Below are 22,800 nucleotides of genomic sequence, written 5' to 3'. Positions count from 1 at the left end.
ACAAAAATTCCTGCGTCCGCTGCTCTCTGGGGTGCGCAAAGAACTCCTCTGGTGTGTTCTCCTCCAGGATGGTGCCGTCGGCCATAAAGATCACCCGGTCGCCGACCTCCCGTGCAAAGCCCATCTCATGGGTCACCACAACCATGGTCATGCCCTCTTTGGCGAGAGTCTTCATGACCTCCAGCACCTCTCCCACCATCTCGGGGTCCAGGGCAGAGGTGGGCTCGTCAAACAGCATGACCTCGGGCTCCATGGCCAGCGCCCGGACAATGGCAATGCGCTGCTTCTGGCCTCCGGAGAGCCGGATGGGGTATTCGTCGGCCTTGTCGGGCAGGCCCACCCGCTCCAGGAGCACCCTGGCCTTCTCCTGGGCCTGGGCTTCGGTGCACAGCCCCAGCTGCACGGGGGCCAGCGTGATGTTTTTCAGCACCGTCATGTGGGGGAAGAGGTTGAAGTGCTGGAACACCATCCCCATCTTCCGGCGGTGGAGGTCGATGTCGGTCTTGGGGTCTGTGATGTCCACCCCGTGGAAGGTGACTGTGCCTGAGGTGGGCACCTCCAGCAGGTTGAGGCACCGGAGAAGGGTGGATTTTCCCGAACCGGAGGGGCCGATGATGGTCACGACCTCCCCCTTGGACACCGTAAGGGAGCAGTCATTCAAAGCCCGGACGGCCCCGTTGCTGAATTCCTTGGTCACATGGCTGACCCGGATGAGCTTATCGCTGGTCTCCACGGCGCATCCTCCTTTCGATGACTTCAATGGCCTTCCCGGCGGGGAAGTTGATGGCAAAGTAGATCAATGCGGCCAGCACATAGGGGCCCAGGGTGACAAAGCTGCTGGCGGCCGCCGTTTTGGCGCCCCACATCAGATCCTGCATCCCCAGCACCATGCAGATGGAGGATTCCTTGACCATGGTCACCACCTCGTTGGCCAGGGCGGGGAGAATGTTCTTGATGGCCTGAGGCAGAACCACCAGCTGCATGGCCTTTCCTTTGGGCAGGCCCAGAGAGCGGGCGGCCTCCATCTGTCCGCCGTCCACCGCCAGGATCCCCGCCCGGAAGATCTCCGCCACGTAGGCCGAACTGTTCATGGCCAGGGCCACCACGCCGGGGATAAAATAGGACAGGTCCACAAAACCGAATACCTTGATGGCTGGAATGCGGATGGCGTTAAAAACGCCGAAAAAGATAATGGAGAGCTGCACCAGCAGCGGGGTGGAGCGGATGACCGAGACATAAGCTCCGGAGACCCAGCGGATGGGGCGGTTTTTACTCATGCGCATCAGAGCCAGCAGCAGAGCGGGGAGGACGGCCAGCAGGACCGACACCACCGCCAGCAGCAGGGTATACTCCACTCCCTGAATAAAATAGACCGCATACTTGGGCAGAAAGTGAAAATTGAAAAAGCTGGCAGGGGAGAGCCCCTCATACCAGGCCGCGATGGCGTCAAACATGGCGTACTCCTTTTTGTCTCATTTCGGCGACACAGCCGCGCGGGGCTTCTGCCCCGCGCGGCATGCCGATAAATCTTAATTCGGAAGAGCGGCTCAGCTCATGGCGCCGGAGCTGAGGGCGTCGGCCTCCTCCATGAAGGTCTTGATGGAGCCGTCGGCCTTCAGCTTGGCAATGGTCTCGTTGATGGCAGGCAGCAGGCCCTGGGGATCGCCGTCGGCCACCCACACGCAGGGCAGGCCCACCTTACCCAGTTCCACGCCTTCTACCACAGCCAGCTCAGGGTTGGATTCGGCGTACTTCACAGCCACCGCGCCGTCCAGCACCACCGCGTCGCACTTGTCGTAGACCAGTTGGTTGATAAGGTCGCCCACGTTGGTCAGCAGGATTGGGTTGGCGCCCGTCATGTGAATGGGGGCGGTCTCCTCATCCCCACCGGTGACGATGAGGGCCTTGTTGGTACCGGTCTGAGCGCCCACGTTCTTCCCGGTAAAGTCGTCGATGGTCTTGTACTGATCCAGGTTGGCCTTCTTCACCACCACCATGGGAGCCAGATCCTCATAGTAGGGATCGGAGCCGTCGGCAGCGGCCTCACGGTCGGGGGTGGACTCCATGTCGGCGATGACGAAGTCGCACTTGCCCTGGGCCATCAGGGTGAGCAGGTTGTCGAAATTCATGTCAACGATCTCCAGCTCGGCACCCATGTCCTCGGCGATAGCCTGGGCCAGCGCCACGTCCATACCCACGATCTTGTCCTCACCGTTGTCCAGGATGTGGAACTCGTAGGGGGGATAGTCGGCGGAGGTCCCGAAGACCAGTTTGGTGGGGGCGGCACTCTCCGGAGCAGCGGATTCAGCCGCGGCAGACTCGGCGGGGGCTTCGCTGGGGGCAGCGGACTCGGCGGCGCCGCCGCCGCAGGCAGTGAGCAGAGACAGGCTCAGGGCGGCGGAGAGGGCCAGACCCATCAGCTTCTTCCAGTTTTTCATATTAATTCGCTCCTTTTGTGTTCCTCTTCTTGATGTGCATAATTATACACTGTTTTCAAAAAAATGCAACACAGTATTCACAGTCATTTTATACAAAAAAGAGTTTCTTCTCTCCCGGTTTTTGGCTGTTCCGGCGCCGAAAAGGGCGGCCGTTTCCGGCCGCCCTTTTCGGGATGAAAGAATGAATGAGAACAGTACCGAAATTCAAGCTGCGGTGCGCTTCCCATTTTGGAGAAGGCCCGCCACGGAATCCACATCGGCGATGTGGTAAAACACCAGCCCGCTGGTGGAACGCCCATCCTTGCTGCCGATGACGCCCAGCACGGCATCCGCGCGGTCGTCCTGATCCTTGGCGTAAGCGGCGGCTCCAAAGCGGAGGTTCCCGCAGGCGCCGTCCCGATGGGTGATGATCCACTCTGTGCCCAGCCGGGGGAGAATATATACGCTTTCCTTTACCACCGCAATGACCCGGCGGTCCGTCACCGCATAGACGGTCTTGCCCTCCAGAAGGCGCTGATCCATCCAGGGTCGGATGGCCATGATGACGGGAACGGCGTTAATGACGGCAAAGGCGATCGCCAGGACCTGGGGCGGCCGTTCGATCTTGATCATATAGGGAAAGACCACAGCCAGGGTCAAAATCAAAAATGCGGCCATCACGCCCCACAAGACAAACTGATGTTTACGGTCGTAGGCCTCCAGCAGCTTGCTCTTTTCCGGACGGCCGAACCACAATACTTTCTCCTGCGGCTCCAGCAGAGAATTCAGGACGGTTTCCATCTTAAAATGCTCCTCTCAGATCGGTTGTCGAGGGGGTGCTCCCCTCTCTGCCATTATCATAATCCGAAAGGACGTTAATTTGGTGTCAACGGGCGGGACTTCCCGTTAAGGAAGCGCAAAAGCCCCGGCGGGGCTTACCCCTCTTCCAGCAGGCGGTAGCCGATACCCAGTTCCGTGAGAACATACTTGGGCTCAGATGGGTTCTCCCCCAGCTTGCGGCGGATATTGGCCATGTTGACCCGCAGGATCTGGTTGCCGCCGGTGGTATAGGGCCCCCATACTTCCTTCATGATAAAGTCGTAGGTGAGTACCTTTCCCGCGTGCAGGCACAGCAGTTCCAGGATCTTGAACTCATTCTGGGTCAGGTGGATCTCCTTCTCGCCCACAAAGACCTGGTGCCGGGCGGTGTCCACCGTGAGATCCTTCACCCGGTAGCTCAGTTTTTTCTCCCCATGTGTGGCAGAGCGCACCCGCTCCGCATGACGGAGGGTAGTGCGGATCCGGGCCAGCACCTCCGGAACGCCAAAGGGCTTGACGATGTAGTCGTCCGCCCCCAGGTCCAGCGCCTTCACCTTCTCGCTCTCCCGATCCCGGGCCGAGAGAATGATGACCGGGGTCTCCCGCTGGGGATCCGAGGCCACTTGTTGGAGAACCTCCAGCCCGTCCATGTCGGGCAGTCCCAGATCCAGCAGCACCAGATCGGGCCGGTGAGAGAAGAACAACGTGATGGCCTCTCCGCCGGTAGCGGCCGGGAGGGCCTTGTAGCCTGCGGATACCAGGGCCCGGCAGATAAAATTGCTGATGGTGCGCTCATCCTCCACCACCAGGATCAAGGCTGCGTCCATTCTCTTTCCTCCTCTTCCTTCAGGGGCAGATCAAAACGAAAAACAGCGCCTCCAGACAAGCCGTTTTCCGCCTCCAGCACCCCGCCGTGAGCAGTGACGATACTCTGGCAGACCGACAGGCCGATGCCCATTCCCCGGGAGGCGTCCCCGGAGGTGGAGGTGGACAGCGGCCGGCCGGCCCGGACCGCCTCCAGGACCTCGGGAGTCAGCCCCCGCCCCCGGTCGGCCACCTCGGTCACCGCCGTCCCGCCCCGGCGGTAAAGCCGCAGAACGATCCCGGTGGGGTCTCCCGAGTGGCGCACGGCATTCTCCAGCAGGTTGCAGATGACCTGCTGGATCAGCATGGGATCCATGGGAACCAGCAGAATGTCCTCCGACAGTTGGAGCTCCACCTCGGCCTCGGGAAAGCGCCGGCGGACTTTCAGCACTGCGTCCCCCGCCACTTCTTCCAGCACCTCGCTCTGCTTCTTGATCTGGGTCTCTCCCTGGATCCTCGTCACGGACAGCAGGTTTTCCACCATGGTGATGAGAGAATCCGCATCCGACTTGATGTCCTCCAGAAGCATCCGGTCCCGCTGATCCCGCCCCCCGCTCTCCATCAGCACGGCGGCAGCCCCCGAGATGGAGGTGAGGGGCGTGCGCAGATCGTGGGACACCGCCCGGAGAATGTTGCCCCGAATGGTCTCCCGGTCCTTCTCCCGCTGGATGTCGGCTTTCTCCCGTCCCAACCGGTCATTGAGCTCATAGAGCGCCCGGGTGTTCCGCTCCCGCCGGACGGCCTCCTCTGCCTGGTTTTTCAGCTGGGTGGTCAGGGTGCACACCACCAGGGAGATCGCCACCATGCTGAGCATCGCCACCGGATAGCCCGCAAACTCCAGTGAAAAACTGGCATAGGGGTACATGAAATAATAGTTGGTGCAGAACCCGGCCACCAAAGAGGCGCACACCGCATAAAAATAACCCGACGTCAGACGGGAGATCAGCACCACCGCCAGAACATAGACCAGCGCGGAGTTGTTTTCCACGCCGGTGTGGCGGAGAAGAAAGGCGCTTCCAAAGGAGGCCGCCGCCATCAGCATCACGGTGACGGCCAGATCACGGAATACGCCGGGGAGCGCCCGGAGCACCGTCCGGCTCCGCCCCAAAAGGCTACCCAACACAGAAGCCTCCCCTCGTGCTCAGCCCCGGATAAAAGACAGGATCAGATCTGCCGTGGCGTCAGGCCCCTTCCGGGAGGAGTTGATGCACAGATCATACGTCTCCGCCGCCCCCCACTTCCGGTCGGTGTGGAAACTGTAATAGGCCGCACGGGTCTTGTCCATCCGGCGGAGTTTCTCCTCAGCCTCTTTCTGGCCCAGGCCGTCCCGGCGGCACACCCGGTCGATCCGCTTGTCCCAGTCCGCGCAGATAAAGACCCGCAGCAATCCCCCCCGCTCCCGGAGCAGGTAGTCGGCGCAGCGGCCCACAATGACGCAGCTTCCCTTGTCGGCCACAGACTGCACCGCATCCCGCTGCGCCTTGGCCGCCAGTTGCTCCACGGTTACGTTCTGGGCTCCCACAAGAAGATTCTGCTGGCCCATGACCAGGGAGTAAAAAAAGCTGTTGGTGGGCCGCTCATCATAGGCCTGGAGGAACTGGTGGCTCAGTCCGCTCTCCTTGGCGGCCACTGCCAAAAGCTCCTTATCGTAGTAAGGGATGCCCAGGGCCTGGGCCACTTTTTTCCCGACCTCACGGCCTCCGCTGCCAAACTGACGACCGATGGTAATATAGGTCCTTTCCATCTCTGCACACTCCTTTTTCACGCCGCAGCCCTCCGAAACACGGCCCCAGCGGTTTTTCTATATGATACCATATTTAGGGGCAAAGCGAAATAGCACCGGCCCGCCCCGCCCAAAATTTTGCGGAATTATAACAGAGCGGCCGAATAAAAAAGAGCGGCCGTCCGTAGACGGCCGCTCTCCGCGGTCAATCGCTTCTTTTCACTCAGCCCTTGGTAGTGTTGCCGAAGAAGAAGTAGCCCAGGGGGGTGTAATACATACCCTTGACAGCGTCGTTGAGCATGTACTTCTGGGTGTAGAAGTAGATGGGGCCCAGAGCCCAGTCCTTGCCGATGATCTGATCCTCGGCCTTGTGCATGGCGGCCATGCGGGCAGCGGGATCAGCGGTGGACTTGGCCTCGGCAATGGCGGCATCATAGTCGGCGTTGGAGTACTGGGCGTCGTTGTTGCCGCCGCCGGTGAGCCACATATCCAGGAAGGAGATGGGGTCGTTGTAGTCGGCGATCCAGCCGTTACGGGCGATCTGGTAGTTGCCCTGCTTCCGGTTCTCCAGGAACACGGACCAGTCCTGGTTCTCCAGCTTCACGCTCACGCCCAGAGCGGTCTGCCACTGCTGCTGCAGGGCCTCGCCGATCTTCTTGTGGTTGTCGTTGGTGTTGTAGGTGTAGGTAACGGTGGGGAAGCCGGCGCCGTCGGGATAGCCGGCGTCGGCCAGCAGCTGCTTGGCCTCGGCCACGTTCTTCTGGTACTGCTCGTCGGTGGTGGGAGCGGTCCAGTAGTCGCCGCCCACGGTACGGAAGTCGGCGGTGGCGTCCACGTCAGACACGCCGGAGGGCACGAAGCCGGTGGCGGGGAGCTGACCGGTCTGGGTCACGTTCTCCACGATGTACTGGCTGTCGATGGCCAGAGTGAAGGCCTTGCGCACCCGCCAGTCGTCAAAGGGAGCGGCCTCGGTGTTGTAGCAGACATAATAGGTGCCGATGTAGGGGACGATGCTCAGCTTGCCGTCGCCCAGCAGGGTGGGGATCTCGTCCACAGGGACGTTCTCGATGAAGTCCAGCTCGCCGGAGTTGTAAGAGGTCAGGATGGCGTTGTCGTTGTCCATCAGCTTAAAGGTGATGGTGTCGGGGCCCATCTTGTCGGCGTCATAGTAATGCTCGTTCTTGGCCATGACGATCTGGGCATTGTGATCCCACTGGGTCAGGGTGTAAGCGCCGTTGGAGATGTAAGTGGCCACGTCATGGGTCCAGCCGTCGGGGTTGGCGGAGACCACATCCTCGCGCACCGGCAGGGTGGCGGGGAAGGCGCAGACCTCCAGGAAGTAGGGGCAGTCGTAGGTCAGCTCCACCACGAAGGTCTTGTCGTCGGGAGCGGACACGCCCAGCTCGGAGGGATCGGCGTAATCCATCTTCTCCTGCTGCACTTCATTGCCGTCGGCGTCCTTCACGGTCTCCATCTCACCGGTGGGAGTCCCGGCATTGACCACGTCATAGTTCTTCACCATGTCGATCATGTAGCAGTAGTCGGCGGCGGTGGCAGGAGTGGCCAGACGGCGCCAGGCATAGACGAAGTCACCGGCGGTGACGTCCTTGCCGTCGCTCCACTTGATGTCGTCGCGGAGCTTGAAGGTGTAAGTGACGGTGCCGTCGCCGTTGTCCTTCTTCTCATAGGACTTGGCCTGGCCCTCCACCAGCTTGGCCTGGGTGGCGTTGCTCACGCCCTCGACGGCCTCGCCGCTGTCGGCCCACTTCATGAGGCCTTCGAACATATGCTGGGTCATGATGGTGCCGTCCACAGAGGAGCTGAGGGCGGGGTCGATGGTCTGGGGCTCGGAAGCCACACAGACATTCAGGTTGAAGCCCTCCGCGGCGGGAGCGGAGCTGTCTGCGGGAGCAGCGCTTTCAGCGGGCTTTCCGCCGCCGCAGCCGGCCAGCAGAGACAGGCCCATCGCGGAGACGAGGGCAAGAGAGACTAGTTTCTTCATGCGATTTGTACCTCCAATTCAGATTTGTATCATTGTCGCCCGGTTTGAGCGAGATACACCAGGTTTCTGTGCTGCAATTATTTGTATTGTAGCACGCAGCGCACAAGTTGTAAAGTGAATTGTTTCAAAAGTGTTAAATCGCGGCCCTTTCGCGTCTTTTCAAAACAACAAATGTCAGGTCCGTTCCATGGCCCTTCGGGCAGCGCTCAGTCCAGCAGGTGGCAGGCCGCCCAGTGACCCTTCTCGTGCTCCTTGAAGACTGGGGTCTCCTGCTTACAGAGGTCGGTGGCGTAGGGGCAGCGGGTGTGGAACCGGCAGCCCTTGGGCGGGTTCATGGGAGAGGGGATGTCGCCCTCCAGCACGATGCGCTGCCGGGTGCGGCTGACCTCGGGGTCAGGCACGGGTACGGCGGAGAGCAGCGTCTTGGTATAGGGGTGGAGGGGATTGCGGTTGAGCTCATAGCTCTCGGCCAGTTCCACCAGCGAGCCCAGGTACATGACGCCGATCCGGCTGGAGATGTGGCGCACCACGGACAGGTCATGGGCGATGAAGAGATAGGTCAGTCCCATCTCCTGCTGCATATCCTCCAGCATGTTCACCACCTGGGACTGGATGGACACATCCAGCGCGGAGATGGGCTCGTCGCAGACGATGAACTCAGGCTGCACCGCCAGGGCCCGGGCGATGCCCACCCGCTGCTGCTGCCCGCCGGAGAACTCGTGGGGGAAACGGTTGGCGTGCTCGGTGTTCAGCCCCACCCGGCCCAGCAGCTCCTTGATGCGCGCGGTGCGCTGGGCGCGGTTTTCCGCCAGATGGTGAATGTCGATGGCCTCGCCGATGATGTCGCCCACCGTCATGCGGGGGTCCAGGGAGGCGGCGGGATCCTGGAAAATGATCTGCATCTTGCGGCGCAAAGGGAACATATCCACCGCCTTGGCGTGGGGCACGCTCTTCTTCACCAGCGTGCCGTCGGCCTGCCGCTCGAAGGGGTACTCCCGCTGATAAATGGTCTCCCCGCCGTAGATGATCTGGCCGGAGGTTGGCTCATGGAGCCGGAGGATGGTCCGGCCCAGAGTGGTCTTGCCGCAGCCGGATTCGCCCACCAGGCCCAGGGTCTCGCCCTTTTCAATATACAGGTTCACGTTCTCCACGGCCTGGACCCCGGGGCCCTTCATGCCCTTTACGGGAAAATATTTTGTGAGGTTTTTGACCTCCAGCAGCTTTTCAGCCATTCTCTCCGCCCTCCTTCTTCTCCAGCGCTTCCTGCACCCGGAGCCAGCAGGCGGAGCGGTGCTCTTCGCCCACATCCACATAGGGGGGCATCTTTTGCAGGCAGATCTTCATACAGTGCTCGCACCGGGGGGCAAAGGGACAGCCCTCGGGGGGATTGAGCATATCCACCGGGGTGCCCTCAATGGGGATGAGCCGCTCATGGCTCTCGGCGTCCACCCGGGGCATGGAGCGCAGGAGACCCTCGGTATAGGGATGGGCGGGAGAGTAGAAGATGTCGTCCACCGGACCCTGCTCCACCATCTTTCCGGCGTACATGACGCAGACCTTGTCGCAGATCTCGGCCACCACGCCCAGGTTGTGGGTGATGAAAATAATGCCCATGTGGGTCTGCGCCTGGAGGGACTTCATCAGCTCCAGGATCTGCGCCTGAATGGTCACGTCCAGGGCAGTGGTGGGCTCGTCGGCGATGAGGAGCTTGGGATGGCAGATGAGACCCATGGCGATCATCACCCGCTGGCGCATGCCGCCGGAGAGCTCGTGGGGATACTGCTTCATCCGCTGTTCGACGTTGTTGATGCCCACCATGGTGAGCATCTCCATGGCCCGCTTGGCGGCCTCTTCCTTGGGAATCTCCTTGTCATGGGCCTTCAGCGCCTCAATGAGCTGATTGCCGATGGTGTAGACGGGATTGAGGCTGGTCATGGGATTCTGGAAGATCATCGCCGCCCGGTTGCCCCGGAAGGCGGTCATCTCCTTCTTGTCCTTGGCCAGCACATCCTCCCCTTCGAACGTGATGGAACCGGCGATGACTTTGCCGGGGGACTGGAGAAGGCCCATGATGGAATAGGCCTCCACACTCTTGCCGGATCCGGACTCGCCCACGATGCCCATGACCTCGTCCTCATCCAGGGTATAGGTGATGCCGCCCACCGCCTTCACTTCGCCGGCGGGGGTGAAGAAGGAGACGTGCAGGTCATCTACTTCCAGCAGGTGTTCGCTTTTCTTTTCGCTCATTTGGTTGTCTCCTCCTTTCTTATTTCTTCAGTTTCGGATCCAGCGCGTCCCGCAGGCCGTCGCCCACCAGGTTCAGGCACAGGATCATGACGCTCAGGATGATGGCGGGAATGATGAGCCGCTCGGGGTAGGTGGTCATGCCGCCCAGGGCGTCGGAACACATGGAGCCCAGAGAGGTCATGGGGGTATCCACGCCCACGCCCAGGTAGCTCAGGAAGGACTCCAGGAAGATGGCGGAGGGGATCTGAAGGAAGGTGGTGGTGACGATCTGGCCGATGCAGTTGGGGAGCAGATGCTTGGTGATGATCCGCCTTCCCTTGCCGCCCAGGGCCCGGACGGCGGTGACATACTCCTGCTGCTTGAGCTGGAGGATCTGGCCGCGGATGATCCGGGACATAGTCACCCAGTAGAGGGCGCCGAAGGCGATAAACATGGCGATGACGTTGGTGCCCACCGTGTTGAACAGCAGGCCCACCACGCCGCCCGCCGTGGAGAGGGTGGCGTTGAAGCGCTCTTTGAGCACCACGGAAATGAGCAGAATGACCAGCACCTCGGGCACCGACTGGATAATCTCCACGATGCGCTGCATCACAGCGTCCACCATGCCGCCGGCGTAGCCGGAAATGGAGCCGTACAGCGCGCCGATGACGAGCACCAGCAGGGCTGCGCACACGCCCACCAGCAGGGACACCCGGGCGCCCATCATGGTGCGCACCATGATGTCCCGGCCGAAGCCGTCGGTGCCGAAAATGTGGGGGAATACCTTCTCGCCTGCGGCGATCCGCTCCAGTTCGGCGTTGGAGTAGCCGAAGAGCTTGACCTTGATGCCCAGCTCCCTGCGAAGCTCACCGTCATCCGCCCCGCCGGAGAGCTTGGCCCGGGCCTTGATGGTGGCCTCCTCGGTGAGGGAGAGCTTCCGGCCCTCGGCCTTGGCCTCCTCCCGGGCCTTTTCCAGGGCCTCCTCCGGGGAGAGCTTGGCTGCGGCCAGCCGTTCCTGATCCTCCAGAGAGTAGTGCCAGGGATGCAGGTTTTTGGCGTCGTTGATAAACTGGTCGTAGCGGTAGGGGACCAGCATGGGTCCCACAAAGGCAAAGAGCACCACCAGCGCCACGATCACCAGGGCGACCATGGCCACGGCATTTTTCCGCATCCGCCGCCAGGCGTCCTTCCAGTAGGACGTGGGGGGGCGGTCGGGAATGAAGCCCGCCTTTTCCTCTTTGCCCGCCGAGCCGAAATCGTCGGCGGAGAGGCTTCCGAAGTCAAAAGCCTCCTCGTTCAGCCGCAGGGAGAAGGGCTTGCGGATCGGGGTCTTTTTTTCATCCATATCAGCCGTTCTCCTTTCCCAGATTGATCCGGGGGTCGACCACCTTGTAGAGGAGGTCCACCACCAGATTCATGATGATGACGAATGCCGCGAGGAAAATGGTTGTGCCCATGATGACCGGGTAATCCCGGTTGGAAATGGACTGAACAAAGTAGCGGCCCAGCCCGGGGATGGTGAACACGGTCTCCACCACGAAGCCGCCGCAGAGGGTGAAGGCGATCTGGGGGCCCAGATAGGTGAGCACCGGGATGAACGCGTTCCGAAGGGCGTGCTTGAAAATGATGGAGCGGGTCACCAGTCCCTTGGCCCGCGCAGTCTTGATGTACTCCTGATTCAGAGCGTCCAGCATGGACGTACGGGTCTGCCGGGCGATATAGCACATGGGGTAGAAGCCCAGCGCCAGGCAGGGCAGCACATAGCTGCGCCAGTTCCCCGCCTGGAAGATGGTGGGGAACGGCTTTCCATCGCCGCACAACAGCAGCAGCAGCAGCGTTGCCACCACGAAGGAGGGCATGGAAATACCGACGGTACACACCACCCGCAGCGTGGAGTCCGCCGCCCTTCCGCGGTAATAGGCCGAGATACAGCCCAGCAGAACGCCCACCAGCAGCGCCCAGCAGATGGCGATGGCGCCGATCTTGGCCGAGGTGGGGAACATGTCGGAGATGATGCGGATCACCGGGTAGTTCTTCTGCATCTTCACCGAGACGCCCAGATCTCCCTTGACCAGATTACCCATGTAGATCTTGTACTGGGTCGACAGGGGCTTGTCCAGTCCGTACTTCTCATTGAGGGCGTTGATGACCGACTGGGGGGGATTTTTTTCGCTGAGGAAGGGGTTTCCGGGGACCGCCTTCATCAGAAAAAATGTGAGCGTGGCGACCGCAAAGATGGTAAGCAGCGCCATCAGCACACGCTTTAAAATATATTTTGCCATTTTGTCACTCCCTAAGATTCACTTGGTGGGAATGACAAACATTTTTGCCCCCCCACGCCAAACGGTTTGTCTATTTTATCGCAAACTAATTGTCCCGTCAAGGTTTGATCCCCTTTAAAATTATTCCTGAAACCGTTCCTTCCCTACATTTGTCCTCATACCGCGGACAGCCGTCCTACCAGGCGTCCATCTGTGGCCGTCATTTCCGGTTTTTTTGTTCTTCAGCGAAGCACAAATGCAGGCAGAAAAATTTCTGCCTGCATTTTTTGGAATCTTGTTTTCTGCCGTTTTTAGTCGAATGCCAGCCCCATATAACAGTTTGCATCGGGACTCCAGGTCTTGCGTTTTTCGTCGTCATACCACTTCACCATCGCAAAAGGCTGGATGTAGCTTCCAGGCAGACCCACCCATGGAGCGGGGGTGCGGAAGTGGTAGCGGATGGCCGGATGGCGGAGGGCGATCTGAGCCGCGGCGGCCGGCATGGCCTCGGGGGCAATGATAAGCTCCTTGACCAGGACGGTGTCCTCATTGAGATACTCCACGGCGGCGCAGCCCTCCTGCCCGGCGGCAGAGAGGAGGTAGATGTCCGCCCCCTCCATGCGGGACAGCCCCTTCTGGTACTCGACCAGCTCGTCGGCGCAGGCCAGATGGGGGATCCCCCGGAGCAGGCGGCAGCGCAAAGCGTTGTATTCCCCAGCCTGTGCCGGGACGATGGAGTCGCCCTCCGACGGCTTTTGCAGCCGCTGGCGCAGGAATTCCACCTTCCGGGTGGAAAAACACTCCTGAAATCCCACCGTGCCAAAAAAGCGGTGGAGGCTGGGCTCCGCCGGGACGGTGGAGATGCAGTCGGCCCCCAGACGGCGGGCGTAGTAGTCGGCATAGTTCAGAAGCTGGCGGCCGTATCCCTTCAGCCGCGCCTCCGGCGCTGTGGCCAGGGCGTAGATATAGGACATGCGGGCGGGCTTTCCCTCCCGGTCGGAAAAGGTCATGGGCAGCAGCGCCAGCATGGTCATGGGAACCCCGTCCTCCGCCAGCAGCAGCATCCGCTCCGGCGTGTAGAGGCGGTCAAAAAAGTAGTCGATATAGGTGTCCGGATCGCCGAAGGCGGCCCGCCACAGTTCTTTCAGCCGGGGGATCTCCTCCCGTCGGGAGGCACGCATTTCCACCATTCCGTTCCCTTCCTTTCCGTCCTGAATACTCCTGTCTTTCGCCGCCAGGGGCCCTCAGGCCTCCGTTTTTCTCACGGCGCTGTGCTTTTCCACCATCAGATCCGGGTAATAGGACTCCTTGGCCTTCCTCAGGCCCTCCACGCCCATGTCGTCCTCCCGATTGAGGTAGCGGACGCCGGGGTGGCGCTGGCGCACCCGCCGGGCAAACTCCCGGTTGATCATGGCAAAGGCTCCCTGCAGTTCGCTGTATGCCTTTTCAAAGTGGACGTCAAAGGTATCCGTGGAGAGGAGGTCTCCCATAGAGAAGGCCACCACCTCGCCGTACACCCGGATGATGCCGCCCTCCAGCCCCAGCTCTTCAAAGTGCTGGGCGGCCAGCAGGAGGGCCTTCTTCTCATTGGTCATGTCCCGGGCCTCTTCGATCCCCTCCCTCTCACGGCTGCGGCGGTCCCACTCGGCGTCCATCTCGATGCACTCGCACAGAGCGGCGGGGGTCATATCCTCGTAGGTCCAGGTGGGATTGGCCTCCTCAAAGCGCTTGCAGTGATTGCGCTTGGAGTGGAGCTTCCGCCCGCCCAGGTCGGCCAGCTTGTCGATCTCATAGAGGTAGTCGAACCCGTCCCGGTCGGCGGTAAAGATAAACTGTCCAGGGCGCAGAGCCTCCAGCTCCTCCACCTGCCGGGGGGTGAGGCAGACCAGCCGAAAAGGCTTGTCCCGCTCTTTGGCGTCGGCCTCCAGATCGGTCAGGACCCGATCCAGGTCCCCGTCCCCCGCAGGCCAGAGGTAGCCGCAGCCGAGGTTTCCGCGAAGGCGGGCCGTCAAAAATCCGTCCACTTCGGCGATCTTCTGCTCATAGGCCGGGGCCCAGGCAAAGAGATTGGTAAAGCTGTACTCGCAGCCCCGGTAGTTGCCGCGGGCCAGATGGGCGTCCACCCAGGCTTTGTCGGCGGGCACAGGCGTTTGGAATGTGATCATAAGATGGAAAGACTCCTTCGTTGGATCTTTGTTTTTAATGGATCTCTTCCAGGGTGCCCCGCTCATAGCGGAGCTTTTTCACCTGGTTGCGGGTGCCCTTGACGATCTGGTCCATCCGCAGGGTCTCGTTGATGCCGGAGAGGAACGTATAGGCCACGCCGTGGCGCTTGGCCCGCCCGGTACGGCCGATGCGGTGGACATAGTACTCATTCTCGTCGGGAACGTCGTAGTTGAATACCGCGTCTACATCGTCGATGTCCAGGCCACGGGCGGCCACGTCGGTGGCCACCAGCACCTGGAGCTTTCCCTCCCGGAAGCGGTTCAGAGTCTTTTCCCGCACCGCCTGCTGGATGTCGCCGTGGATGGCCTCACAGGTGACCCCGCCCATCCGCAGCAGCCCCGTGAGCCGGTCGGTCATGTTCTTGGTATTGCAGAAGGCAATGGCCCGCTCGTAGCCCCCGTGGCTCAAAAGCTGGAGCATCAGTTCGGCCTTGGCCCCCCGGTCCACCTCGATGCGGTACTGGTCGATGTCCGGCTTGTTGTCCACGTCGGCCTGGACTGTGATCTCCACCGGGTCGCGCTGATACACCCAGGAGATGTCCATCACCTCCCGGGAGATGGTGGCCGAGAACATGCCAATGTTCTTCCGGGACTTGATCTGGTCCAGAATGTGGGTCACGTCCCGGATGAAGCCCATGTCCAGCATCCGGTCGGCCTCGTCCAGCACCACAGTCTCCACATGGTCCAGCCGCACGGTGCGCCGCTTCATGTGATCCATGAGCCGCCCGGGGGTGGCCACCACGATCTGGGGCCGCTTCTTCAGCTGGGTGATCTGCTTGTCGATGGGCTGCCCGCCGTAGAGGCAGACCACCCGCACGCCCTCCTTGAAGGCGCACAGATCCCGGATCTCATCCTGGATCTGAATGGCCAGCTCCCGGGTGGGAGCCAGCACCAGGCCGGTGACGTCGGTGCCCTCGGGATCGGCGTGCTCCACCATGGGAATTCCAAAAGCAAAGGTCTTTCCCGTGCCGGTTGGGGCCTTGGCGATCACGTCCCGTCCCGCCATGAAGTAGGGGATGGCCCCCGACTGGACCGGGGTGGCCTGGACGTAGCCCTTCTTCTCGATGGCCCGCATCAATTCCGGGGAGAGCCCCAATTCATCATAGCGCTTGATCTCACTTACCTGTTCTCCGTTGATTTCCATGTTGGGTACATACCCTTTCTGACAGCTTTTCGTATGGTATACATTATTTTACAAAATACAGTCTAACATATTCTTTCGCATCACGCAAGAGTGCAGCGGTCCGGTTTCTGCGCCTAGGGCGCTTCTGTGTCCCGGGCAGCTGTTCGGCGGAGCGGACGAGGCAAAGGGGAATCCGCCGCTCCCACCCCCGCCGGGGAAATGCCGAACCGCCCGAATCCGCCGCCGGAGACGAACGCTCCGTGGACCCGGCTCAAGTCTGACCATAAGAGAAAACGCCCGCCTCCTGAACAGGAGGCGGGCGTTCTGTCATTCGGCGGGGAAGAACTACCCCCCCAGGATCTGGGCGGCCACTCCCACTACGGGAAGCGTGAGAATGGACAGCAGGGTGGACAGGCTCACCAGCTGGGCCGCCCGGGCGGAATCCCGCCCGAAACGCTCCGCAAACATGCTGGTGATGCCCGCCGTCGGGGCGGCGGCCAGAATCACCGTGGCGGAGTAAAACAAGGGGTCCAGATGGAGCCGCAGGAGCAGGAGGGCGGTGACCGCCGGCATGAGCAGCAGCTTGACGGCAGAAGCCGCATACAGCTCCTTCCCCCGGAACGTGCTCAGCAGGTCGGCCCGGGACATCTGCGCACCGATGACCACCATGGCCAGGGGGGTGTTAAGATCCCCTACAAAACCCACGGCGTTGTAGAGCGGTCCCGGCAGCCGCAGCCGCAGCAGGAACAAGGGAAGCCCGATTGCCACAGCGATCACCCCGGGATTCAGCACGATCTTTTTGGGCGAAAACGCACCCTTTCCCCCCATCAGAATGACCCCGTGGGTCCAGCAGAGGACATTGAATACCACCATGGACACCACCGCAAAGATGAGGGCTTCCTCTCCCAGCACCGCCCGCACCAGGGGCAGACCCATAAACCCAGTGTTGCCGTAAATGCATCCAAATCGCAGAGGGGCCTGGAGGTCGGCGGGCTTGTCTCGAAAAAGGAACAGCGAGATTAGTATGTAGACGCCGTAGCATACAGCCAGAGCCGCCGTCCCCACCGCCAGGGTGCGGAGCGTTTCCCCCTCCCAGTCGGTCTGGAAGGAGCCCACGATGATGCACGGCGTGACGATATACATGAGCAGGAAGGACATCTCTCCGGTTCCCACCAGAGAAAGCCTGCCCGTTTTTCCCAGAAAAAATCCGATCCCCATCAGAAGAAAAAGGGTGGTCACCTGTCCCAGCACCACCAGAAAATGCTCCAGCATCCCCACACGACCTTTTGAAAAATCAATGTATTATATCATACTTTTTTTAAAAATGCTATCATAAAAATTGGAAGAAAACGCCGGGCCATGCTGATGCTTTATCTCTCCCTCCTGGAGGGGGACGACAACAAGGCGCTGTTTACGGCGTTTTACTGCCGGTACGAGCGAAAGCTCTACGCCGTGGCGCTGAATATTCTCCACAGCCCCGCCCTGGCGGAGGAGGCGGTGCACGAGGCGTTTTTGCGCGTCATCAACCATTTTGAGGAATTTAAAATTATTTTTCAAAAAACGTGACGAAATCAGACGCTGGACCGTTAGGATAGTGAAGAACGTCTCTCTGGACAATTTGGAAAAGGAGAACCGGGGCGCGGCCCTGCCGGAAAACTGGGACGCGCCCACCCCGGAGGATATGGAGAGCCAGGCTCATTATCGGGCGCTGGCGGGGCGGGTGTCCGCCCTGCCGGAAGCTTGCCGGGAGATTCCGGAGCTAAAATTCCTCTGGGAATGGAGCGACGAGAGCATCGCCCGTAAACTGGGCCTCAGCGAGGGCGCGGTCAGGATGCGCGTCAACCGGGGGCGGGCCTTGCGGAGTGAAAAGCTGAAGGAAGGGGGCTACGAACGTGGACATTTTAAGTAACGCCGAGTTTGACCGCATCCTCCGCTATGCTCTTCTGGGCGCCCAACGGACGGACTGGGACCGGATCATGGACACGGACGCCGCCGTCCTGCCCGAGCCAATCTTTTCCCCCCGATATCTCCGCCGGAGGGCGCGGATGCTGAAGGAGCCCTTCCGCAATATAGATGGCATTGAATTTTATCGAATCGGAGATGATATCTTTTCCGGTGACGAGAAGTTGGCCACAGTCAAACATGATGCCTTTGATGGCATTATGCCTATTACCGGATGGACATATGTGGAAAATTGTCCATTTGGAACACGAAACGACTATGCCAAACACATTTCAAATGCTGACCGGGTGTGGGATGTGGAACTCAATAATAGCGTCAGCAGCTTTACTGTAGCTGCACTGGCCGGTATCACAGGTCTTGCAATAGGGAATGCAATTCCCGGACTCAGTGGACAAATAGCAGGTGTTTTAGCCGCTGCCGCTGCGGGGCAGGCCAAAGTGGATGCACCGTTTGGGAATACGACAGCCCTTTATGTAAAGGAAAGAGTTATGGGGCACGAAACGCTTTCCAGTATTTATAGAATGAGTGTTTTTTTCATGTATAAAGGTGCAGCTCTTAAAAATCCCATAGAGGACGCAGTAAAAATCATGTACCAATATCGGTCCTAATTTTTCATGAAGAATGCAAATAAAATCTTTTGTTGTGTTTCTTTTTGTTCAGCTTTCTGATTCATAACTTGCAAGGTTACTTTTCCAGCTACTATTCTCCGGTTTTTTCCATCCTGTTTCTCTTTCTTCTGTGGGCAGACTTTGGAGTATTTGTCAGTGCCCTGTCCTGCCCCGGGCAAATTCGATTCCATTTTTCCGCCCGTCCCCTCTTCCTTGCAATCGTCTGCCTCTTTGCCTTTGGATTCATTTATCAGCTATGCAAAGGACTGCATATGCCCAATTTTCTTGTTCGGGCGGAAAGCAATTTGCTGACGCTCTGTTCCTCCCTGTCCGGGGTCTGCTTGTTCAAAGGAATTCTAAAATCCGGGGACGGTTTGCCGCCCCCGCCCAGCGGCATTTCTGACAACGTTCCCCCCTCCCTCTGACCGCCTCTCTCCCCCCGGCGGCGCTTTTGCCCCGCCGGGGGCTTTCTCTTTTGCCCCGCAAGTTGACACCACTCCATTCTTTGGGATATACTATTAAAGCCCTGAAAATCCAAGAACGGAGGCTCTCCATGACTGCCCAAGAGATGAAAACCCACGGCCATCTGGCCATTTTTGCGTCTTACTATAAGCCCCATATGAAACTCTTTCTGCTGGATCTGTTCTGCGCCCTGGTGATCTGCCTGGTGGATCTGGTGTTCCCCTACGTCTCCCGCCTGTCCATGCAGGCACTGCTGCCTCAGGGGCTGTTCCAGACCTTCTTCACTGTCATGGTCCTCATGGTCCTGGCCTATCTTTTGAAGGGCGGGATGTACTTTATCGTTACCTTCTGGGGCCATCTGATGGGGGTCAACATCGAAGCCGACATCCGGCGGGACCTCTTCGAGCACATGCAGACCCTGTCCTTCTCCTTTTTTGACAAAAACCGCACCGGTCAGCTCATGAGCCGGGTCACCGGCGACCTCTTCGAGATCGGAGAGCTGGCCCACCACGGCCCCGAGGATCTGTTCATCTCCTCGGTGACCCTCATCGGCGCCTTCTGCGTCATGTGCACCATCCGGTGGGAGCTGGCCCTGGCCGTCTTTGCCGTGGTGCCCCTGTTCATCGTCTTTACCGTCTTTCAGCGCCGCCGGATGAGCCGGGTCTCCGTGGGGGTGAAGGGCAAGCTGGCCGTCATCAACGGGGAAGTGGAGTCCTCTCTCTCCGGCATCCGCACCGCCCAGGCCTTTGCCAACGAAGGGGAGGAGAAGCGGAAGTTCGAGGCCTCCAACGACCAGTTCCGCGGCGCCAAGCGGAACTACTACAAGGCCATGGCCCTCTATCAGTCGGGCATGGAGCTGTGCGTGGGCATCATGTCCGTGGTGGTCATCGCCGTGGGCGGCTACTTTATCATGCTGGGGGAGATGGACTACACCGATCTCATCACCTTCTCCCTCTACGTCACCACCTTCATCACCCCCATCCGCAAGCTCTCCGCCTTTGTAGAGCAGTTCATGCAGGGGATGGCGGGCTTCACCCGGTTCGTGGAGCTGATGCGGACCGACCCCGAGATCACCGACGCCCCCGGCGCCGCCGACGCCGGGACGGTCAAGGGACAGATCGACCTGGACAGCGTGTCCTTCTCCTACGGCCCCGGCCAGCCTCCCGTGCTGGAGAAGATCGACCTCCACATCGCCCCCGGAGAGACGGTGGCGGTGGTGGGCCCCTCCGGGGGCGGCAAATCCACCCTCTGCCAGCTCATCCCCCGGTTCTACGACGTCACCGGAGGCGACATCCGGGTGGACGGCCGGGACGTGCGGGACCTGACCCTGACCTCCCTGCGGAAAAACATCGGGATCGTCCAGCAGGACGTGTTCCTCTTCGCGGGCACCATCTTCGACAACATCGCCTACGGCCGGCCGGACGCCACCGCCGAGGAGGTCTACGCCGCCGCCCGGAAGGCCGAGCTCTACGACGACGTGATGGCCATGCCCGACGGCTTCCAGACCTATGTGGGAGAGCGGGGCGTGATGCTCTCCGGCGGACAGAAGCAGCGGGTCTCCATCGCCCGGGTCTTTTTGAAGGATCCCCCGGTGCTCATCCTGGACGAGGCCACCTCCGCCCTGGACACCGTCACCGAGCACCGCATCCAGGGGGCCTTCGACGCCCTGGCCCAAGGCCGTACCACCCTCATCATCGCCCACCGGCTGTCCACCATCCGCTCGGCCCACCGCATCGCCGTCATCGACGACAATCATGTGGCCGAGCTGGGCACCTGGGACGAGCTGGTGGCCAGGGACGGGGAATTCGCCAGGCTCTGCCGCGCCCAGGAGCTGTCCTGAGCGCTCCTTCTGCCCACATCCCGAAAGGATTTGATTCCATGCTGTATTATCTTCTTGCCGCAGTCCTGGTTGTTATTGACCAGTCGGTGAAAGCCTGGGTTCGAGCCTCCATCCCCCTGGGCCAGTCCATCCCCTTTCTTCCGGGGATCATGGAGCTGACCTACATCCAGAACACCGGGGCGGCCTTCTCCAGCTTTTCCTCTCTGACCTGGCTGCTGGCGCTGATCTCCCTGCTCGCCTCTGTGGCGGTGGCAGTGCTGATGGCACGCAAACTTTTCACCCGGCCGCTGGGCCGGCTCTCCCTGGCCCTGATCCTGGGCGGAGCGGTGGGCAACCTCATCGACCGGGTCTTTCTGGGCTTTGTCACCGACATGTTCGCCACCACCTTTATGGATTTCGCCGTCTTTAACGTGGCGGACATCTGCGTGGTGACGGGCGGCATTCTCATGGTGATCTACGTTCTGTTTTTCTATGACAAGCAGAAGGAGGCCCGCCATGACGCCCCTTGAGCTCATCGCCGACCGGGAAGGGGAGCGCGTCGACCAGTTCCTGGCCCGCAGCCTCCCGGAGCTCACCCGCTCGGCCGCCCAGCGGCTGCTGGAGGAGGGGAAGGTCCTCCAGCAGGGCCAGGCGGTGAAGAAAAACCGCAGGACTCTTCCGGGGGAGGGCTACACCCTCTGTATCCCCGACCCGGCCCCCATCGACGTGCTCCCCCAGGACATCCCTCTGGACGTGGTCTATGAGGACGCCGACGTCATCGTGGTCAACAAGCCGGTGGGGCTGGTGGTCCATCCCGCTCCCGGCCATCCGGACGGCACTTTGGTCAACGCCCTGCTCTACCACTGCGGCAGCAGCCTCTCCGGGATCAACGGCCAGCTCCGCCCGGGCATCGTCCACCGCATCGACCGGGACACCTCAGGGCTCATCATCGCCGCCAAAAACGATCCTGCCCACCTGGCCCTGGCCGCCCAGCTTCAGGATCACAGCCTCTGCCGGGAATACCGCGCCGTGGCGGTGGGCAGCCTGAAGGAGGATGCCGGGACGGTGGACGCCCCCATCGGCCGCCACCCCACAGACCGAAAGCGGATGGCCGTCGACCCCAAAAACGGCCGGAGCGCCGTGACCCACTGGGAGGTGCTGGCCCGCTACCCCGGCCACACCTATGTGAAGTGCCGCCTGGAGACCGGCCGCACCCACCAGATCCGGGTCCATCTGGCCTCTATCGGGCACCCTCTGCTGGGGGATGTGGTCTACGGAGGCAAAAAACCGGTCCCCGGTCTGGCGGGTCAGTGCCTCCACGCCAAAAAGCTCTCCTTTCTCCACCCCCGCACCGGGGAGCGGGTGACGGTGGAGTGCCCCCTGCCTGACTGGTTCCAGGCGGTTTTGGACCGGCTGGAGCGGAAATGATTCCCGTTTTGGTCTCTTTTCCCCACCGCGCCTTGACAATCCCCCCGCTTTTGGTATAAAATAATTCACAGGCCGTAAGGACAAACTGAATACAGGGGCGCTGGACGCAAGTCCGGCTGAGATGCAGGAGTGTAGTGCCGCTCCCGGTCCCTTGAACCTGATCCGGGTAATGCCGGCGTAGGAAGCGATTTGGTGACACATCGTCTCTTTTTCGTACCGCAATGCGCCTTCCCCGGTTTGCGCTTGCGGTACTTTTTTCAAAAGGAGAAAAAGAAACGATGGAAAACACAGCGACAAGATCCCGTTCCCGGAAGTATCTGGCCGTGCGCAGGCTCTGCGAGGGGGGCCTGATGGTCGTTTTGGCTCAGATCCTGAGCTTCATCAAGATCTGGGAAATGCCCTGGGGCGGCTCCATTTGCCTGTCCATGCTCCCCATTTTCCTCTTCGCCGTCCGTTGGGGCACCGGCAGCGGCCTGCTGGCCGGCTTTGTACTGGGCGTGCTCCAGTTCATGTATGACGGCGGCTTTGCCTTGGGCTGGCAGTCCATTCTAGGCGACTATCTGGTGGCCTTCACCGTCCTGGGCCTGGCCGGTCTCTTCCGGGGCTGCAAGGGCGGCATCTTCTGGGGCACCGTGGCAGGCTCCGCCGCCCGGTTCCTGGTCCACTACGTAGTGGGCGCCACGGTCTGGGCCGAATACATGCCCGAGACCTTTTTCAACCTGACGATGACCACCCCCTGGTTTTACTCCCTGCTCTACAACGGTTTTTACATGGTCATCGACATGGCCCTGTGCCTCATCATCTTCGCCATTCTCTACAAGCCCATGCACAAATATCTGACGGGGGCGGACCTCCGTTAAG

General features: G+C 60.6%; 24 protein-coding genes and 1 riboswitch. Of the genes, 7 read left to right on the top strand and 17 right to left on the bottom strand.

Translation table 11 applies throughout. From position 1 onward, the window contains the following. From ACQRD3_RS10410 to ACQRD3_RS10335, 16 genes are all read right to left on the bottom strand, one after another. Positions 1–733 (bottom strand): amino acid ABC transporter ATP-binding protein (locus tag ACQRD3_RS10410; RefSeq protein WP_427781352.1); only part of this gene is annotated, 733 nt, incomplete at its 3' end. Further along, complete coding sequence (locus tag ACQRD3_RS10405) at positions 717–1,454, bottom strand: amino acid ABC transporter permease (protein WP_080906880.1); 738 nt, start codon at positions 1,452–1,454, stop codon at positions 717–719. The genes ACQRD3_RS10405 and ACQRD3_RS10410, both read right to left, overlap by 17 nt. Positions 1,455–1,547: 93 nt before the next feature. Then, the gene (locus ACQRD3_RS10400; protein ID WP_080906881.1) at positions 1,548–2,438 is read right to left on the bottom strand and encodes a transporter substrate-binding domain-containing protein; all 891 of its coding nucleotides are present in this window, start codon (positions 2,436–2,438) and stop codon (positions 1,548–1,550) included. 204 nt (positions 2,439–2,642) lie between these two features. Next, a complete protein-coding gene (locus tag ACQRD3_RS10395) occupies positions 2,643–3,218 on the bottom strand; it encodes a hypothetical protein (protein WP_080906882.1) in 576 nt (191 codons plus the stop codon). Between the two features lie 134 nt (positions 3,219–3,352). Then, complete coding sequence (locus ACQRD3_RS10390) at positions 3,353–4,063, bottom strand: response regulator transcription factor (RefSeq protein ID WP_080906883.1); 711 nt, start codon at positions 4,061–4,063, stop codon at positions 3,353–3,355. Further along, positions 4,048–5,220 carry a sensor histidine kinase gene (locus tag ACQRD3_RS10385; RefSeq protein WP_427781351.1) on the bottom strand — a complete coding sequence of 391 codons (1,173 nt, stop codon included), beginning with the start codon at positions 5,218–5,220 and terminating at the stop codon, positions 4,048–4,050. The genes ACQRD3_RS10390 and ACQRD3_RS10385 overlap by 16 nt, the downstream gene beginning before the upstream one ends. 21 nt (positions 5,221–5,241) lie before the next feature. Then, positions 5,242–5,844: a cytidylate kinase-like family protein gene (locus tag ACQRD3_RS10380; RefSeq protein WP_080906937.1), complete on the bottom strand. Its 603-nt coding sequence runs from the start codon at positions 5,842–5,844 to the stop codon at positions 5,242–5,244. A 202-nt stretch (positions 5,845–6,046) separates the two neighbouring features. Then, a complete protein-coding gene (locus ACQRD3_RS10375) occupies positions 6,047–7,825 on the bottom strand; it encodes a peptide ABC transporter substrate-binding protein (protein ID WP_427781350.1) in 1,779 nt (592 codons plus the stop codon). 206 nt (positions 7,826–8,031) lie between these two features. Then, on the bottom strand, positions 8,032–9,057 hold the full coding sequence (locus ACQRD3_RS10370) for an ABC transporter ATP-binding protein (protein ID WP_427781349.1): 1,026 nt from the start codon (positions 9,055–9,057) through the stop codon (positions 8,032–8,034). After that, positions 9,050–10,072 carry an ABC transporter ATP-binding protein gene (locus ACQRD3_RS10365; protein ID WP_080906887.1) on the bottom strand — a complete coding sequence of 341 codons (1,023 nt, stop codon included), beginning with the start codon at positions 10,070–10,072 and terminating at the stop codon, positions 9,050–9,052. Before ACQRD3_RS10365 ends, ACQRD3_RS10370 begins: the two co-directional genes overlap by 8 nt. A gap of 19 nt (positions 10,073–10,091) precedes the next feature. After that, positions 10,092–11,396, bottom strand: a complete 1,305-nt coding sequence (locus ACQRD3_RS10360; RefSeq protein WP_080906888.1) for an ABC transporter permease — start codon at positions 11,394–11,396, stop codon at positions 10,092–10,094. A 1-nt stretch (position 11,397) separates the two neighbouring features. After that, the gene (locus ACQRD3_RS10355) at positions 11,398–12,333 is read right to left on the bottom strand and encodes an ABC transporter permease (protein WP_080906889.1); all 936 of its coding nucleotides are present in this window, start codon (positions 12,331–12,333) and stop codon (positions 11,398–11,400) included. Positions 12,334–12,623: 290 nt separating this feature from the next. After that, complete coding sequence (locus tag ACQRD3_RS10350) at positions 12,624–13,502, bottom strand: GNAT family N-acetyltransferase (RefSeq protein ID WP_080906890.1); 879 nt, start codon at positions 13,500–13,502, stop codon at positions 12,624–12,626. Between the two features lie 54 nt (positions 13,503–13,556). Then, entirely contained in the window at positions 13,557–14,477 is a 921-nt protein-coding gene (locus ACQRD3_RS10345; RefSeq protein ID WP_080906891.1) for a phosphatidylglycerol lysyltransferase domain-containing protein, read from the bottom strand. A 34-nt stretch (positions 14,478–14,511) separates the two neighbouring features. Continuing rightward, positions 14,512–15,681: a DEAD/DEAH box helicase gene (locus tag ACQRD3_RS10340; RefSeq protein WP_427781348.1), complete on the bottom strand. Its 1,170-nt coding sequence runs from the start codon at positions 15,679–15,681 to the stop codon at positions 14,512–14,514. A 324-nt stretch (positions 15,682–16,005) separates the two neighbouring features. Beyond that, entirely contained in the window at positions 16,006–16,932 is a 927-nt protein-coding gene (locus ACQRD3_RS10335) for an AEC family transporter (RefSeq protein WP_080906893.1), read from the bottom strand. 87 nt (positions 16,933–17,019) lie between these two features. Between ACQRD3_RS10335 and ACQRD3_RS10330 the strand changes: the two genes are divergently transcribed. Genes ACQRD3_RS10330 through ACQRD3_RS10320 form a run of 3 tightly spaced genes read left to right on the top strand, consistent with a single transcriptional unit; the run spans position 17,020 to position 18,230 of the window. After that, positions 17,020–17,226: a sigma factor gene (locus tag ACQRD3_RS10330; RefSeq protein WP_080906894.1), complete on the top strand. Its 207-nt coding sequence runs from the start codon at positions 17,020–17,022 to the stop codon at positions 17,224–17,226. Positions 17,227–17,254: 28 nt separating this feature from the next. Further along, a complete protein-coding gene (locus ACQRD3_RS10325) occupies positions 17,255–17,569 on the top strand; it encodes an RNA polymerase sigma factor (RefSeq protein ID WP_427781347.1) in 315 nt (104 codons plus the stop codon). After that, positions 17,553–18,230: a hypothetical protein gene (locus ACQRD3_RS10320; RefSeq protein WP_427781346.1), complete on the top strand. Its 678-nt coding sequence runs from the start codon at positions 17,553–17,555 to the stop codon at positions 18,228–18,230. The genes ACQRD3_RS10325 and ACQRD3_RS10320 overlap by 17 nt, the downstream gene beginning before the upstream one ends. Here ACQRD3_RS10320 and ACQRD3_RS10315 read toward each other — a convergent pair. Continuing rightward, the gene (locus ACQRD3_RS10315) at positions 18,227–18,421 is read right to left on the bottom strand and encodes a hypothetical protein (protein WP_143476595.1); all 195 of its coding nucleotides are present in this window, start codon (positions 18,419–18,421) and stop codon (positions 18,227–18,229) included. The two genes, ACQRD3_RS10320 and ACQRD3_RS10315, sit on opposite strands and share 4 nt — an antisense overlap. 362 nt (positions 18,422–18,783) lie before the next feature. On the opposite strand from ACQRD3_RS10315, the gene ACQRD3_RS10310 reads away from it, so the two are divergent. The 4 genes from ACQRD3_RS10310 (at position 18,784) to ACQRD3_RS10295 (ending at position 22,799) form a co-directional block, all read left to right on the top strand. Next, complete coding sequence (locus ACQRD3_RS10310; RefSeq protein ID WP_080906898.1) at positions 18,784–20,532, top strand: ABC transporter ATP-binding protein; 1,749 nt, start codon at positions 18,784–18,786, stop codon at positions 20,530–20,532. 38 nt (positions 20,533–20,570) lie between these two features. After that, complete coding sequence (gene lspA / locus ACQRD3_RS10305; RefSeq protein WP_080906899.1) at positions 20,571–21,041, top strand: signal peptidase II; 471 nt, start codon at positions 20,571–20,573, stop codon at positions 21,039–21,041. Then, positions 21,028–21,939: an RluA family pseudouridine synthase gene (locus ACQRD3_RS10300; protein WP_427781345.1), complete on the top strand. Its 912-nt coding sequence runs from the start codon at positions 21,028–21,030 to the stop codon at positions 21,937–21,939. Before lspA ends, ACQRD3_RS10300 begins: the two co-directional genes overlap by 14 nt. Before the next feature lie 83 nt (positions 21,940–22,022). Further along, positions 22,023–22,140, top strand: a riboswitch (TPP riboswitch). 77 nt (positions 22,141–22,217) lie between these two features. Next, on the top strand, positions 22,218–22,799 hold the full coding sequence (locus tag ACQRD3_RS10295) for an energy-coupled thiamine transporter ThiT (RefSeq protein ID WP_080906901.1): 582 nt from the start codon (positions 22,218–22,220) through the stop codon (positions 22,797–22,799). The last annotated feature ends 1 nt before the right edge of the window (position 22,800 follow it).

It is taken from the genome of Candidatus Pseudoscillospira sp. SGI.172 (genome assembly GCF_050313575.1).
In the GTDB taxonomy this organism is placed as follows: Bacteria; Bacillota; Clostridia; order Oscillospirales; family Oscillospiraceae; genus Vermiculatibacterium.
This window is presented reverse-complemented; position numbering and strand designations above follow the sequence as displayed.

Bases quoted from the DNA above. Each gene is read 5' to 3' on its own strand.
- ACQRD3_RS10405 (WP_080906880.1), bottom strand. From the start codon at position 1,454: ATGTTTGACGCCATCGCGGCCTGGTATGAGGGGCTCTCCCCTGCCAGC.
- ACQRD3_RS10400 (WP_080906881.1), bottom strand. From the start codon at position 2,438: ATGAAAAACTGGAAGAAGCTGATGGGTCTGGCCCTCTCCGCCGCCCTG.
- ACQRD3_RS10395 (WP_080906882.1), bottom strand. From the start codon at position 3,218: ATGGAAACCGTCCTGAATTCTCTGCTGGAGCCGCAGGAGAAAGTATTG.
- ACQRD3_RS10390 (WP_080906883.1), bottom strand. From the start codon at position 4,063: ATGGACGCAGCCTTGATCCTGGTGGTGGAGGATGAGCGCACCATCAGC.
- ACQRD3_RS10380 (WP_080906937.1), bottom strand. From the start codon at position 5,844: ATGGAAAGGACCTATATTACCATCGGTCGTCAGTTTGGCAGCGGAGGC.
- ACQRD3_RS10375 (WP_427781350.1), bottom strand. From the start codon at position 7,825: ATGAAGAAACTAGTCTCTCTTGCCCTCGTCTCCGCGATGGGCCTGTCT.
- ACQRD3_RS10370 (WP_427781349.1), bottom strand. From the start codon at position 9,057: ATGGCTGAAAAGCTGCTGGAGGTCAAAAACCTCACAAAATATTTTCCC.
- ACQRD3_RS10365 (WP_080906887.1), bottom strand. From the start codon at position 10,072: ATGAGCGAAAAGAAAAGCGAACACCTGCTGGAAGTAGATGACCTGCAC.
- ACQRD3_RS10360 (WP_080906888.1), bottom strand. From the start codon at position 11,396: ATGGATGAAAAAAAGACCCCGATCCGCAAGCCCTTCTCCCTGCGGCTG.
- ACQRD3_RS10355 (WP_080906889.1), bottom strand. From the start codon at position 12,333: ATGGCAAAATATATTTTAAAGCGTGTGCTGATGGCGCTGCTTACCATC.
- ACQRD3_RS10350 (WP_080906890.1), bottom strand. From the start codon at position 13,502: ATGGTGGAAATGCGTGCCTCCCGACGGGAGGAGATCCCCCGGCTGAAA.
- ACQRD3_RS10345 (WP_080906891.1), bottom strand. From the start codon at position 14,477: ATGATCACATTCCAAACGCCTGTGCCCGCCGACAAAGCCTGGGTGGAC.
- ACQRD3_RS10340 (WP_427781348.1), bottom strand. From the start codon at position 15,681: ATGGAAATCAACGGAGAACAGGTAAGTGAGATCAAGCGCTATGATGAA.
- ACQRD3_RS10335 (WP_080906893.1), bottom strand. From the start codon at position 16,932: ATGCTGGAGCATTTTCTGGTGGTGCTGGGACAGGTGACCACCCTTTTT.
- ACQRD3_RS10330 (WP_080906894.1), top strand. From the start codon at position 17,020: ATGCTGATGCTTTATCTCTCCCTCCTGGAGGGGGACGACAACAAGGCG.
- ACQRD3_RS10315 (WP_143476595.1), bottom strand. From the start codon at position 18,421: ATGGAATCGAATTTGCCCGGGGCAGGACAGGGCACTGACAAATACTCC.
- ACQRD3_RS10310 (WP_080906898.1), top strand. From the start codon at position 18,784: ATGACTGCCCAAGAGATGAAAACCCACGGCCATCTGGCCATTTTTGCG.
- lspA (WP_080906899.1), top strand. From the start codon at position 20,571: ATGCTGTATTATCTTCTTGCCGCAGTCCTGGTTGTTATTGACCAGTCG.
- ACQRD3_RS10300 (WP_427781345.1), top strand. From the start codon at position 21,028: ATGACGCCCCTTGAGCTCATCGCCGACCGGGAAGGGGAGCGCGTCGAC.
- ACQRD3_RS10295 (WP_080906901.1), top strand. From the start codon at position 22,218: ATGGAAAACACAGCGACAAGATCCCGTTCCCGGAAGTATCTGGCCGTG.